Below are 14178 nucleotides of genomic sequence, written 5' to 3'. Positions count from 1 at the left end.
TACCGTGCGGGCCCGGCCCGCGTCATGGCCGTCACGCGCGCGCACCATCATGATCTGCCGCCACCCGCGTTCGGCCCCGCCGGGCGTTGCCGCAACACCAGCAGGGCGAGGGCGGCGAGGACGGAGACTCCCACCGCGGTGAGGGTGTCGCGCGGGTCGGGAAAGGTGAGGGCCGCGACCTTGCGGAGGCCCGGCACGAGGGCCACGGCCCCGAAGCCGGCGGCCATCGCGGCGAGCAGGCCGAGGCGCCACGGAGTGTACGGTCGGGCGACGAGCGCGAGGATCCAGAAGGCGACGAGGAACAGCGTGAGTGTCGCGGTCGACCGGTCGGCCGCGAGGCTCGACGCGGTGTTGCGCCGGCCGACCGCGTACGCCGCGAAGGTGGCGAGGGCGGCGACGAGTCCAGCCGGGACCGCGAAGCGCAGGACACGGGGCACGAAACCCGGGCGTGCGCGTTCGTCGGTCGGGGCGAGGGCGAGGAAGAACCCGGGCACGCCGATCGTCAGTGTTCCGACCAGCGTGATGTGCCGGGGCAGGAACGGGAACGGCAGTCGCGCGACGCCGACGAGAAGCGCGATGAGCAGCGCGTACACGGTCTTGGTGAGGTAGAGGTTCGCCACGCGTTCGATGTTGGCCAGCACCCGGCGGCCCTCGGCGAGGACTCGGGGCAGCGCGCTGAAGGTGTCGTCGAGAAGCACGATCTTGGCGACCGTCCGCGTGGCGGGGCTACCGGAGCCCATCGCCACGCCGAGATCCGCGTCGGTGAGCGCGAGCGCGTCGTTGACCCCGTCGCCGGTCATCGCCACGGTTCGGCCGCGCGACCGCAACGTGCCCACCATCTCCTGCTTCTGCTGAGGGCTCACCCGTCCGAAGACGGCGTGGCCGGCGACCAGGTCGGCGAGTACGGCCGGATCCCGGGTGAGGGAACGCGCGTCGACCGGGTCGTCCGCGCCCGGCACCCCGACCTTCCGCGCGATCGCCGCCACCGTGGCGGGATTGTCCCCGGAGAGGATCTTCACGTCGATGCCCTGCGCGGCGAGGTACCGCACGGCGTCCGGCGCGTCGGCCCGGATCCGTTGCTCCACGACGACGAGGGCGGCGGCGGAGCGCTCGTGACTGTCCAGGCCGGGGGCCCGGGCGAGGACCAGCACCCGGAGCCCGCCCGCGGCGAGTTCGCCGGCGGCGGAGCGAACCGGGTCGCCGGCAGGCAGCAACACCTCGGGTGCGCCGATCAGCCAGGTACCGTGCCCGGCGAAGGTCGCCCCCGAGAACTTGCGGGCGGATGAGAAGGGGATGCTGTCGTCAGCGTGCCAGCCGGCGTCGGACAGGCCGGCCGCGATCGCCGCCATCGTCGGGTTGGGGTTCGCCTCGGTCCGGGCGAGGGCCACAAGCGCTGCCCGGACGGTCTCGGGTGCGGTACCGGCGAGCGGGCGCACCTCCTTCAGGGCCATGCCGGGCTCGGTGAGGGTGCCGGTCTTGTCGATGCAGAGCGTGTCGACGCGGGCGAGCACCTCCACCGCCGGCAGTTCCTGCACGAGGCATCGGTGCCGGCCCAGCCGGATCACTCCCACCGCGAACGCGACGCTGGTCATCAGCACGAGCCCCTCGGGAATCATCGGCACTATCCCCGCCACGCTCCCCACCACGGCGTCGGACACGCTCGACCCGGCCAGGAACAGCCGTACGACCAGCAGCGCGCCAATGGGAACGATGATCCAGGTGACCAGTCGCAGGAACCGGTTGGTGCCCCGCATCAACTCGGAGTCGGTCAGGTCGAAGACGCTGGCGGCGGCAACCAGCCGGGCGGCGTAGGAGTCGGAGCCCACCCGGGTGGCGCTGATCAGGCCACTTCCCGCCGCCACGAACGTGCCCGACCGCACCTCGCTGCCTGGCTGCTTTCCGACCGGCTCCGCCTCGCCGGTCAGCAGCGACTCGTCGATCTCCAGCCCATCGCTGTCCCGCACCGTCCCGTCCACCGGCACCTCCTCCCCCGGGCCGAGCAGCACGACGTCGTCGACGACCACCTCCCGCGACGCGACGGGCGACTCTCGGCCGTCCCGCCGCACCCGCACCGGCGCCTCCGCGAGAACGGCCAGGCTGTCCAGGACCTTCTTCGCCCGCAACTCCTGGACCACGCCGACCACGCTGTTGACCACGATCACCAGACCGAAGACCGCGTCGATCGGCTGACCGAAGATCAGGACCAACGCGCATAGCACGGCGATGAGGGCGTTGAAGCGCGTCAGCAGGTTCGCCCGAAGGATCTGCCGCAGCGGGCGGCTGGTGCGCCGCCGCACCGAGTTGACCGCCCCGGCCGCCACCCGCTCGGCGACCTCCGCGCTGGTCAGCCCTTGAGGCGCCGCGCCGGACGGAGCAGTCACAGGCCTGAGCGTACGGACGATCCGGCCCTTCATCGGGCGAACCGCATGACCGGTGCGCCCGTGCGGTCCCGGGGTTCCGCCGCAACCGCTGGCCCCGCCGCCGCCTGGCCTGTGCTCGCCCCATGGTCGTACCGGCACGAACACGTGGAAGGTGTCCCGCGACGGGGGCAGCCTCACCGCCGACGCGAACCACCAGCATCGTCCACACGATCCGCGGCGCCATACGCCGCTCGTCGCCGGACGGGTGATCGTCAGAGCGGAACGAGGCCGGACCGGGCGGCGTACCAGCCGAGTTGCATCCGGCTGTTGGCGCCGGCCAACTCCATCAGGCGACGGAGCCGGCGTTGCACCGTGCGTTCGCTGGTACCGAGCCGGGCGGCGACGGTCTTGTCCGGCAGCCCGGACAAGAGCAGCGTGAGCAGGAGGACGTCGACCTCGTCCATGGCCTGTGCGCCGTCGGTGAGACCGGCGGCGGTGACCCGCAGCGGTGTCGCCGCCGCCCACACCCGCTCGAACAGGTCGACCAGCATCCGGACCAGGGACTCGCCGCGGATCAGCAGGAAACCGGGGTGCATGCTCGTCTGGTCGAGCCGCATCGGCAGGAGGATGGCCTGCCGGTCGATGATTATCATCTTGTTCGGCAGGGCGTCCGCGATCCTGATCTCGTAGCCGCTCCGCAGGAATCCGTTGATCTCCTCGGGAACCCGGGAGTCGTCGAAGGCGCTGCGTTCGTACACGTAGCGGTAGGTCGGCGCGAACCTGCTGAAGGTTTCGAGATCGGGATTCAGGATGTACGGCGGTCGGAAGAACGCCAGGATCTCCGTCTGGGCCCCCCGTTCCATGGTGTCGATCCACGTGGCGAGCTGCTCGGGCGTGGTGATCGTCTCCACCTGACCGGCCGGCCAGGACGATCCGGTGCGGTACACCGCGACCAGCTCCGCCAGCCTGCCGTGGACCCGTTGCAGCTCGGCCTGACGCTGCACTATCAGTGCGCCGAGTCCGACGTCCGGGGCCACCGCCGTGTGCAGTCCGGTGTCGTGGCCGGTGACCAGACCGAGTGAGGCGAGCTTGGCGAGGCAGTCGCCGACGGTGGCGGGATCGATGCCGAGAGCGTCCGACACCTCGGTGACGGTCGTCTGGCGGCGGCGGAGGATCTCGGCATAGACCGCCTCCTCGCGCTCGTCAATGCCGAACCCACCTAGCATCTCGCCCCTCCCACGTGCCGCTGTGCGTCGCACCAGTCTCGGTTACGCCATCGGCCCGCTGACCAGGGACTCCGCATGTGCGATCAGGCAGCGGGGCGCGCCCTTCCGTGACATCGACGCGTGGCGAAGACCCGACATGTCCGGTGCTCGCCAGGCTGGACCGTAGCGCCGCCGGCCAGACATTGACCAGGCTGTTTGATCACCAGGCCAGCGATTTTCATGGACAGGAGTCAATGAGATGCGGATATGGCGTAGACGGACGCTGCTCGGCGTCACCGTCGCTGCCGCGCTCGTCGCGACAGGCGGCGGTGCGGCAGCCCACGGGCAGCCGCCGACCACTGAAGGCGGCGTGACCGCGGTCCCCCGGCCGGCGCAGACGACCCACCAGGTCACCCTGCTCACCGGTGACGTCGTCACGGTGACGAGCGGCGCGAACCGGCCGACTGCGGTGGCGGTGAACGGGCAGGAGGGTTCGAACGGAAGAACCACCATCACCACCGTCGGCAAGGACATCTACGTCCTGCCCAAGGAGGCCCAGTCGCTGATCACGGCCGGGCGGTTGGACCGGCGGCTGTTCAACGTGACCGGTCTGATCGAGCAGGGGTACGACGACGCCCGTACGGGGTCGATCCCGCTGATCGTGCGGTACCGGGGCAACGGCGTCGCCGCACGTGCCGCGGCACCCTCGGGCGGCCAGGCGCTCCGGCCGCTGACCAGCATCAACGGCGCGGCGATGGCGGCGGACAAGAAGCAGGCGGAGTCGTTCTGGGAGGCCATCGACGACGACGGACCGCAGGCGGGTACGGCGCGTACCCAGCTCGCCGGTGGAATCGACCGGGTCTGGTTGGACGCCAAGGCCAAGGCGCTGCTCGACGTGAGCGTGCCCCAGGTCGGCGCGCCCGGCGCCTGGGCGGCGGGTTACGACGGCACCGGGGTGAAGGTGGCGGTGCTGGACACCGGCATCGACCCGAACCACCCGGACTTCGCCGGGAAGATCGTCGACAGTCGGAGCTTCATCGCCGGCGAGGAGGTCAAGGACGGACACGGCCACGGCACCCACGTCGCCTCGACGATCGCCGGCTCCGGCTCGGCCTCGGGTGGCAAGAACAAGGGGGTGGCGCCCGGCGCACAACTGCTGATCGGCAAGGTGCTCAGCGACGGCGGTTACGGCGCGGACTCCGAGATCATCGCCGGGATGGAGTGGGCGGCCCGGTCCGGTGCCAAGATCGTCTCGATGAGCCTCGGCGGCCCGGGCACCGACGGCACCGACCCGATGGCGCTGGCCGTCAACGAGTTGACCGCCGAGACCGGTGCCCTCTTCACCATCGCCGCCGGCAACGAGGGCCGCAGCGGAGCGAGCACCCTCGGCTCCCCAGGTACGGCCGACGCGGCGCTGACCGTGGGCGCGGTCGACGACGCGGACGACATCGCCGACTTCTCCAGCCGCGGCCCGCGGATCGGCGACGGCGCGATCAAGCCCGAGATCACCGCGCCCGGGGTGGCCGTCGTCGCCGCCCGGGCCGCCGGCACCTCGATGGGTAAGCCGGTCGACCCGCACTACACCTCGGCCAGTGGCACGTCGATGGCCACGCCGCACGTCGCCGGCGCTGCCGCGATCCTCGCCCAGCAGCATCCGGACTGGACCGCCGAGCGGCTCAAGGCCCACCTGGTCAGCACCGCGAAGGCGCACGCCAGCGACCCGGCGTTCAGCCAGGGAGCGGGTCGGGTGGACGTGTCCCGGGCCGTCCAGCAGGACGTGTTCGGCACCGGCGTGGTCAACTACGGCATCGTACGGTGGGATGCCACCGCGCCGGTGGTCAAGCAGGTGACGTACACCAACGACGGCGACCAGCCGGTCACCCTGGCCCTGTCGCTGCGGGGCGCCGCTCTGCCCGCCGGGCTGCTGGGCCTCGGTGCCGGGACGGTGACCGTGCCGGCGAAGGGCACCGCCACGGTGCCGGTGACCATGAACCCCACGGGGGTGCCGACCGGCACCTACAGCGCCCACCTGGCCGGCGTCTCCGCCGACGGTACGACGGTGGTCTCCACCGCCGTCGGTCTGGTCAAGGACGTGGAGCGGTTCGCGGTGAAGATCAAGGTCATCGGCCGCAACGGTGCGGCGCCCGCGCTCGCCAAGTCGGAGGTGCGACTCTTCGACTTCGGGCGTCCCGGCCTGCCCGAGGTGTCGTACCCGGATGCGGACGGGACGGTCGCGCTGGCCCTGCCGGCTGGTGAGTACACCCTCCACGCGGCGATCTCCGACCCGAGCCCGGAGTACAACCGGCTCTGGGAGTACACCCAGGGCATCATCCCGAACATCTCGATCACGGGTGACCGGACGGTCACCTTCGACGGGCGTAAGGCCTCGGCGGTGAGCATGCGGACGCCGAATCCCACGAAGACCGACCGGGCCCGGATCGGCTTCACCAACAGCAGCAGCGACCAGAAGTTCGGGTACGGCCTCGAGATGTGGGCGGGTGGCGAGACCGCGCTCTACTCGATCCCCACGGAGCGGGCCAACGACAACCTGGAGGCGTACACCGGGTGGACGCTCACCGCGCTCGACCTGGCCGCGCGGGTCGTCGGCCGGAATGCGACGTCGTTGGACGACGCCGCCTACTTCGGTGGCAACGGCGGCTCGGTGCGGTTCGACGGCACCCGGCGGCTCGAGGTGGTCTCCGCCGGGACCGGCACCGCCCAGGAGTACGCCGGACTCGCGGTGCGGGGCAGGACCGCACTGGTCAAGCGCAGTGCCACCGTCTCCCCCGCCCAGCAACTCGCCAACGCGGTCGCCGCAGGCGCGGCAGCGGTGATCGTCTACAACAGCGTCCCCGAGCGGTGGGGCGTCGACTTCTGGACCCGCACGCCCACCGCGATCCCGGCGATGACCCTCTCCGGCAAGCAGGGTGGGCAACTGCTCGACCTCCTGCGCCGTGACCGGGTCACGGTCGAGTTCAAGGGCGTGACGGTCAGCCCGTACGCCTACGAACTGCTCCAGGTGGAGAAGGGCGGCCTGCCGGCGAACCAGCGGTACCGGGTCCGGCACGACGAACTGGCCACCCTGCGGAGCTCCTACCACGCCTCGACCAACGGCACCGAGGGCGGCCACTTCCGGTACATCTGGGCACCGCGACAGAGCGTGGCGTACGGCGCCCTGGACCGGCTGATCATGCCGTCGACCCGGACCGAGTACGTCAGCGCCGGTCTGCGGACCGGGCAGACCACGTTGCTCGCTCCGGTGTGGCAGTTGGGCGGGTCCCAGCAGATCGAGACGGTCAAGGTGCTGCGCCCGGGGCAGCGGCTCTCCCCGGCCTGGAACAAGCCCGTGGTCCGTACGGCCCTGCCCGCGGATCTGACGGACGCGGCCTACCGCGACGGCGACCTGGTGGTGGTCCAGGCCTCGGCGATGCTCGACACCGGAGCCGACCACAGGCAGCAGCCGCACGTCATCCAGACCGACAAGGTTCGCGCCACGGTCCACCGCAACGGCGAGTACCTCGGAGCCGCGAACTTCGCCACGTTCGCCTTCCCGGCCGCGCCGGAGCGGGCCGAGTACCGGGTGACGCTCGACGTGGCGCGGGAGGACGCCTGGTGGACGACCGCCACCAGGGTCAACACCGCCTGGACGTTCCACTCGCAGCGGGCGGACGCCCGGCAGCTCATGCCGATGCTGTCGGTCGACTACGACGTGGATGTCGACCTCGACAACCGGGCCCGGGCCGACTCCCGCTTCGACATCGGCCTGACGGTCCGGCACCCGAAGGGGCTGTCCGGGCCGGCGGTACGGGACACGAAGCTGTGGGTCTCCTACGACGACGGCGCGACCTGGCAGTTCGCCGACGTCGACCGGAAGCGGACGGGACAGTTCGAGGCCAGCGTCCGGCACCCGAAGTTGGCCGCGACCAACGGGTTCGTGTCGCTGCGGGTGCAGGCCGCCGACGCTGACGGCAACACCGTCGAGCAGATCGTGACCCGCGCCTACCAGCTCCGGTAACAGGTAGCGCGCACACGGACGCTCCCACCCGGCTTGCCGGGTGGGAGCGTCCGCGCGACGGGGGCGGAGTAGGCGCCGGTGCGGGTGTCGTCAGGCGACGGCCGGCAGGTTCCGCGCCGTCGGGGGGACCACGTTGATGCACGCCACGGGATGCCCGACACCGCGCGGGACCAGGGCGGGTTGCTCCCCGGCGCAGGCGTCGACGGCCTGCCAGCAGCGGGTCCGGAACCGGCAGCCGCTGGGCGGGTTCACCGGGCTGGGCGGGTCGCCACGGAGGAGGATCTGCTCACGCGCGTGGTGCGGGTCCGGTACCGGCGCGGCGGACAGCAACGCCTGGGTGTACGGGTGTGCCGGGTGGTCGAAGATCTCCGCCACGGTGCCGGTCTCCACCACCTTGCCGAGGTACATGACGGCGACCCGGTGCGAGATGTGCCGCACGACGGACAGGTCGTGGGCGATGAACACGTACGCCAGACCGAGGTCCCGTTGCAGCCGCCGGAGCAGGTTGATCACCTGCGCCTGGACCGACACGTCGAGCGCCGACACCGGCTCGTCACAGACCACCACCTCGGGCTGCAACGCCAGGGCACGGGCGATGCCGATCCGCTGCCGCTGCCCGCCGGAGAACTGGTGCGGGTAGCGGTCGACGTGCTCGGGGTTGAGCCCGACGGTCTCCAGCAGTTCCTGGACCCGCCGCCGGCGCCGGTCGGCGGTGCCCAACTCGCCGTGCACGACGAACGGCTCGGCGATGATCTGGCCGACGGTCATCCTCGGGTCGAGCGACGAGTACGGGTCCTGGAAGACGATCTGGATCCGCCGTCGCAGGTCGCGCAGCTCCCTGCCACGCAGCCCGGAGATGTCGGTTCCCCGGTAGCGGATCTGCCCGCCGGTCGGCTGGTCCAGCCGGGTCAGCAGCTTGGCGAGAGTCGACTTTCCGCAGCCGGACTCACCGACGATGCCCAGCGTCTCGCCGGGCCGGAGCTGGAACGAGACGCCGTCGACGGCCTTGACCACCCCCGCCGACCGTTTGACCAGGTTTCCCCGCCGGACGGGGAAGTGCCTGGTCAGTCCGTCGACGTCGAGCAGCACGTCGGCGGTCATGCCGCGCTCCCGCGGGCCCGGCCGATGACGAACCCGAAGTTGTACGGGTGCACCGGATGGCTACGCGGAACCGACAGCAGGATCCCGTCGCCGGGCGAGCGGTACTCCTCGATGACGGTGAGCTCGACCGGGGAGAGCAACCGCCCGAGCAGTTCCCCCTCGGTGGTGGCGGTCAGCAGCCGCTCCTCGGTGATCTCGGGTACCAGCATGCCGCCGTGCGCGGGCCGCAGGTCCCAGCGGACCTCGACGTCGGTGACCGGCCGGGGCGGTGCCGGCTCGTCGAGCATGCCCAGGTGGGCCATCGTCCGGCGGACGCCGTCGACGTTGCGGGCGATCCAGTCGGCCTCGCTGCGGGAGCCGAACCCGAGGCCGCCGACCTCGATGCCGATGGCGGGCACCCCGGCGGCGCTGGCCGCGTCGAACACCGAGTTCGGGAACGCGACCGCGGCGTCCTCGCCCTGGATGTACGGCATACCGAAGGCGACGGCCATCTCCCGGCCGGCGGCCGACAGCGGACCGGTCGAGTCGTAGAGCACGACGCCCCAGGTGGTGCCCCACGGGCCGGGGTGGAAGTCGAGCAGGTGGGTGGAGCGTTCGACGATCTGCTCCACGAGCACCTGACCGGTCCGTCCGGTGATCGACTCGGTGTCACGCAGGATCGCCTTGTTCATGTTGACGAAGCCGACCTGCTGGATGTCGTTGGAATAGCGGGTGACGGTCCGCAGTGCGTACGGGTTGGCGGCCGGCACGACCACCAGGGTTCCGCGCAGCGTCGCGGGATCGGTGCCGGCCAGCACCTCGCGCAGCACCGCGTGCGAGAACCACTCGTTGCCGTGCACCCCGGACAGCAGGGTGAGCGTCGGCCCGTCGGCGGTGCCCGTCACCACGTGGGCGTGGATGGCCAGTTCCGAGCCGTCCAGGTCGGTCAGTACGGGGAACCGGAGGAGCTGGCGTTCCCCGGCACGGGTTCGCAGCGGTGCACGGGAGGTCATGTCGTCACGGCCTTTCGGGGATCGACGTGGTGGTGGCGTTCTCCGGCGGGGCACCGTCGTGCGGGGTCAGGCGCAGGCACGCCGCCAGGTGGCCGGGGGTCACCGGGAGGAGGGTCGGCACCGCGGCCGAGCAGTCGGGTGTGCGGATCGCGCAACGGGGGGCGAACGCGCACCCCGCCGGCAGTGCGGTCATGCTCGGCGGTGAGCCGGGGATCGCCCACAGCTCCTCGTCGGCGGGCCGGTCGAGGCGGGGTACGGAGTCCAGCAGGCCCCGGGTGTAGGGCATCGAGGGGTTGTCGAACACGTCGGTGGCGGTGCCGACCTCGACGAGCCGGCCGGCGTACATCACCGCGATCCGGTCGGCGATCTCGGCCACGATCCCGAGGTCGTGGGTGATCATCAGGATCGCCGCGCCGGTACGCTCCCGGACGGCCCGCAACGCGGCGAGCACCTGGGCCTGCACGGTGACGTCCAGGGCGGTGGTGGGCTCGTCGGCGATGATGAGATCCGGGTCGTTGGCGATGGCCATCGCGATCACCACCCGCTGGCGCATGCCGCCGGAGAACTGGTGCGGGTAGTCGTCGAGCCGGTTGCGGGCGTCGGGGATGCCGACGGTGTCCAGCAGTTCCACGGCGCGGGCCCGGGCGGCGGCCCGGGAGCCGCCCTGGTGCACGCGGACGGCCTCGGCGACCTGGTCGCCGATGGTGTGCACCGGGCTCAGCGAGGACATCGGGTCCTGGAACACCATGGCGATCCGTCTGCCCCGTAGCCGCCGGAACTGCGGCTCGGGCAGCCCGACGAGTTCCTGGCCGGCGAAGTGGATCGAGCCGCTGACGGTGGCGGTGGGCGGCAGCAGCCCCATCAGCGCCGCGGCGCTGACGGACTTGCCCGAGCCGGACTCCCCGACCAGGCCGACGACCTCACCCCGGCGCAGGTCCAGGTCGAGGTGGCGGACCGCCGGCACGTCGCCGCTGTCGGCGGCGAACACCACCCGCAGGTCGCGGACCGACAGCAGCACGTCGTCGGGCACCGCCTCGGTGCGGGCGGCCGGCCGGGCGAGGTACCGGCGGCGGCGCGGGCCCTTGGTCTGGGTCGGGTCGAGGGCGTCGCGCAGCCCGTCCCCGATGAAGTTGATGGACAGGGCGATGAGCAGGATGACCAGGCCCGGGAAGTAGAACAGCCAGGGCCGGGTGGCGACCGCGGACTGGGCGTTGGCCACCAGCAGGCCGAGGGAGGTGTCCGGCGGCTGGACGCCGAAGCCGATGAACGACAGCGCGGTCTCGGCGAGGATCGCGGTGGCGACCAGGATGGTCACCGACACGATGATCGGGGCGGCCACGTTCGGCAGGACGTGCCGCAGCATGATCCGCAGGTCGGACGACCCCAGGGCCCGGGCGGCGGAGATGAACTCGCGTTCCCGCAGGCCGAGCACGACGCCCCGGACGACCCGGGCGACACTGGTCCACATCAGCGCGGCGAGTACGGCCGCGATGAGCATCCACCCGCCGCCGCTGCCGGCGAAGTTGTGCCCGAGCACGGCGGCGACCGCGATCGTCGGCACGGTGAGGAACAGGTCCACCAGCCGCATCAGCAGGGCGTCGGTGCGGCCCCGGTAGTAGCCGGCGACGATGCCGATCACGGTGCCGACCACCGCCGCGCCGAACGCCACGGTGAGCGCGATCAGCAGGGACTGCTGGGTACCGCGCATCACCTGGGCGAGCAGGTCGTGGCCGAGCGAGTCGGTGCCCAGCGGGTGGGCCGCCGACGGTGGCTGCGAGTTGTCGGGCGTGATGTCGTCGTGGCCGTAGCGCCACAGCAGGGGGCCGACGAACGCGAACAACGCGACGAGCACGAGGGCCACCAGGGCGGCTGCGGCGAGCCGGTGCCGGCGGAACCGGGCGAGGACACCGCGCCATTGACCAGGCGCGGCGGCGGGTGCGGACACCGGTAGCGGTTCAGCTGACACGACGGATCCTCGGATCGAGAGCGGCGTACAGGATGTCGGCGAACAGGTTGAACAGGACCACCGCGACCGCCGCCACGAGCAGCCACGCCATCACGGCGTTGACGTCCCGCCCGTTGATGGACTCCAGCAGGTAGTCGCCCATGCCCCGCCACTGGAAGACGGTCTCGGTGACCACCGCCCCGGCGAAGACGGCGGTGAAGTCCAGCGCGATGACCGTCACCAGTGGGGTGAGCGCCGTGCGCAGGGCGTACTTGCGCAGCACGGTGCGCCGCCGGAGGCCCTTGGCGGTGGCCAGCTTGACGTAGTCGCTGCCGAGCACGTCCAGCATCGACGAGCGCTGGAACCGGCTCCACGCGGCGAAGTTGATCAGCACCAGCGTGATGGTCGGCAGCACCAGGTGGCCGGCGAAGTCGGCGATCCGGCCGCCCAGGGTGGGCGGCGGGATCACCGAACTGTCGCCGACGGTGTAGATCAGGGTGCGCCCGGCGAGGGTGTTCAGTTCGATGCCGCCCTGCTTGAGCAGTACGGCCAGCCAGAAGGACGGCATCGCCAGGAACAGGAACCCGGTCGAGGTGAACAGGTAGTCCAGCCAGGAGTACTGGCGGACCGCGCTGACGACCCCGACCAGGATCGCCAGCACGGCCGCGATCAGCATCGCGATGAGAACGAAGCGCATCGTGATGCCCAGGCGCGAGGCGATCTCCATGCCGATGTCGGCGTTGCGGTCGACCGACGGACCGAGGTCGCCCTGGACGACCCCGGTCAGCCAGTTCCAGTACCGCTGCAGCACGGGCTGGTCCAGCCCGAGCCGGGCCTCCTCGGCGGCGATCGTGTGTGGCGGCACCGGTGGTTGTCGCTCCCGGAGCTCGGCCAGCGGATCACCGGACTTGGCAACGGCCAGGAATATCAGAAACGTCGACACGAACAGCACCGGAATGGCGACGAGCAGCCGCCGCAGGGCGAAGCCCACGATCTCCATGAGGAACCCTCCCGCGCCCGCTGCCGGCTAGCCTTCGCCGCCGGTGATCTTCCGGAGGCGACCCCAGTGCCAGAACGGGATCCGGAAGTCGACCTGGTCGGCCCAGCCGAAGAACTGGTCGCTACGCAGCAGGTAGATGCAGTACCAGAACAGCGGCACCACGCTCGCGTCGCGGGCCCACACCTCCTGGAGCCGTCGGTAGTGCGCGATCCGCTCGGTCATGTCGGTGGTCGACCGGGCGGCGACGTAGCAGGCGTCGGCGTCGGGATTGGCGAGCGCGAGGTGGTTGCGCTGCCCGCCGCCCGCCAGCCGGCTGGCGGTGATGTCCGGGTCGGGCATCATGTTCCCGCCGCTGATGGTCAGGTCGAAGTCGCCCTCCCGGCCGATCTGCTGCGACCACGTCTCCGAGTCCAGCCCGGCGTACTCGACGTGCACGCCGATCGCCGCGAGGTCCTCGGCGACGCTGCGCGCCAGCCCGCCGTGGCCGTCGAAGGTGGCCATGTAGTACATCCGCAGCGACAGCCGACGACCGTCCGCGTCGCGCGGGTAGCCGGCCTCGTCGAGCAGCTTCTCGGCCGTGGCCGCGTCGTGGCCGACCGCCTTGACGTCACGGGCCACCGCGAAGCTGCTGCCCGGGAAGAAGTTGGCCCACGGCTCCGACCAGCCGGGCTCGGCGAAGCGTTCGAGGCGGCTGCGGTCCACGGCGTGCGCGAGCGCCAGCCGCAGCCGGCGGTCGGCCCACCGCTCCTGCCGGTAGTTGAAGCTCAGCAACGCGACCCCGGGACCGCGCTCGCGGTAGACGCTGGCGTGCGCCGAGCCTTCGGCCAGCGGCAGCCGCTTCATGGTGAGCACGTCCTGCGGGGCGTAGTGCGCCCTGCCGTCGGCGATCATGCGGACGCACTCGTCGAGGTCCGGCTCGACGACGATGCTCACCCGGTCCACGCCGGCCGGCGGCCCCCAGTACCCGTCCCAGGCCTCCAGCACGATCCGCCCACCGGGCACCATCTCGACGAACCGGAACGGACCGGAGCCGACCGGCTGCTGGTTGTACGGGTTGGTCGCCCAGTCGGTGCCCTCGTACAGGTGCTTGGGCAGGATGTGGGTGGCGGCGAAGTTGCCGAGCTGGGTGAGGAACGCGGCGTTGGGCTCCTCCAGGTGGTACTCGACCAGGTGGTCGTCGAGCACCTTGATGTCGGCGATGCCGTGCAGGAACGACGCGGCGTGGTACCCGTTCGCCAGGGCGGTCAGGTGGGTGTAGGCCACGTCGTGGGCGGTGACCGGCTGGCCGTCGTGCCAGCGGGCGTGCCGGTTGAGGGTGAACCGCCAGCGCCGGGCGCCGTCCAGGCACTCCCAGTGCTCCGCCAGGTCCGGGTAGGACGAGGCGCCGCCGACCTCGGTGACGACGAGCCGGCTGAAGATGTTGTTGGCGACGAAGTAGCCGGCGCCCCCGACGAAGTTGCGGTACGACTCGTTGATCTCGGTCGTACCGTTGGGTACGACGACGATGTACTCGTCCAAGACCTCTCCTCGGTGATCAGGGTGGGGATTGCCCAAGGTGGT

At 71.4% G+C, this 14178-nt stretch carries 8 protein-coding genes; 1 reads left to right on the top strand and 7 read right to left on the bottom strand.

Annotated features, from left to right (window positions below):
* Positions 1-47: 47 nt before the first annotated feature.
* Together AB0D32_RS13270 and AB0D32_RS13265 are read right to left on the bottom strand one after the other, a co-directional pair.
* A complete protein-coding gene (locus AB0D32_RS13270) occupies positions 48-2381 on the bottom strand; it encodes an HAD-IC family P-type ATPase (protein ID WP_357088868.1) in 2334 nt (777 codons plus the stop codon).
* A gap of 251 nt (positions 2382-2632) precedes the next feature.
* Positions 2633-3586 carry a helix-turn-helix domain-containing protein gene (locus AB0D32_RS13265; protein WP_357088866.1) on the bottom strand — a complete coding sequence of 318 codons (954 nt, stop codon included), beginning with the start codon at positions 3584-3586 and terminating at the stop codon, positions 2633-2635.
* Positions 3587-3824: 238 nt separating this feature from the next.
* On the opposite strand from AB0D32_RS13265, the gene AB0D32_RS13260 reads away from it, so the two are divergent.
* Entirely contained in the window at positions 3825-7580 is a 3756-nt protein-coding gene (locus tag AB0D32_RS13260; protein WP_357088864.1) for a S8 family serine peptidase, read from the top strand.
* Between the two features lie 90 nt (positions 7581-7670).
* Here the strand turns inward: AB0D32_RS13260 and AB0D32_RS13255 are convergent, their stop codons facing one another.
* The 5 genes from AB0D32_RS13255 to AB0D32_RS13235 are packed head-to-tail and all read right to left on the bottom strand — an operon-like array spanning position 7671 to position 14136.
* Complete coding sequence (locus tag AB0D32_RS13255) at positions 7671-8681, bottom strand: dipeptide ABC transporter ATP-binding protein (protein ID WP_357088860.1); 1011 nt, start codon at positions 8679-8681, stop codon at positions 7671-7673.
* The gene (locus AB0D32_RS13250; RefSeq protein WP_357088857.1) at positions 8678-9673 is read right to left on the bottom strand and encodes a succinylglutamate desuccinylase/aspartoacylase family protein; all 996 of its coding nucleotides are present in this window, start codon (positions 9671-9673) and stop codon (positions 8678-8680) included. Before AB0D32_RS13250 ends, AB0D32_RS13255 begins: the two co-directional genes overlap by 4 nt.
* A 4-nt stretch (positions 9674-9677) precedes the next feature.
* A complete protein-coding gene (locus AB0D32_RS13245; RefSeq protein ID WP_357088855.1) occupies positions 9678-11639 on the bottom strand; it encodes a dipeptide/oligopeptide/nickel ABC transporter permease/ATP-binding protein in 1962 nt (653 codons plus the stop codon).
* Positions 11629-12618 carry an ABC transporter permease gene (locus tag AB0D32_RS13240; protein ID WP_357088853.1) on the bottom strand — a complete coding sequence of 330 codons (990 nt, stop codon included), beginning with the start codon at positions 12616-12618 and terminating at the stop codon, positions 11629-11631. Before AB0D32_RS13240 ends, AB0D32_RS13245 begins: the two co-directional genes overlap by 11 nt.
* Before the next feature lie 27 nt (positions 12619-12645).
* Positions 12646-14136, bottom strand: a complete 1491-nt coding sequence (locus AB0D32_RS13235) for an ABC transporter substrate-binding protein (protein WP_357088850.1) — start codon at positions 14134-14136, stop codon at positions 12646-12648.
* Positions 14137-14178: the final 42 nt, after the last annotated feature.

It is taken from the genome of Micromonospora sp. NPDC048170 (assembly GCF_040652795.1).
In the GTDB taxonomy this organism is placed as follows: Bacteria; Actinomycetota; Actinomycetes; order Mycobacteriales; family Micromonosporaceae; genus Micromonospora.
Note: the sequence above shows the minus strand (reverse complement) of the source record. Positions and strands in the feature narration are given on the sequence as shown.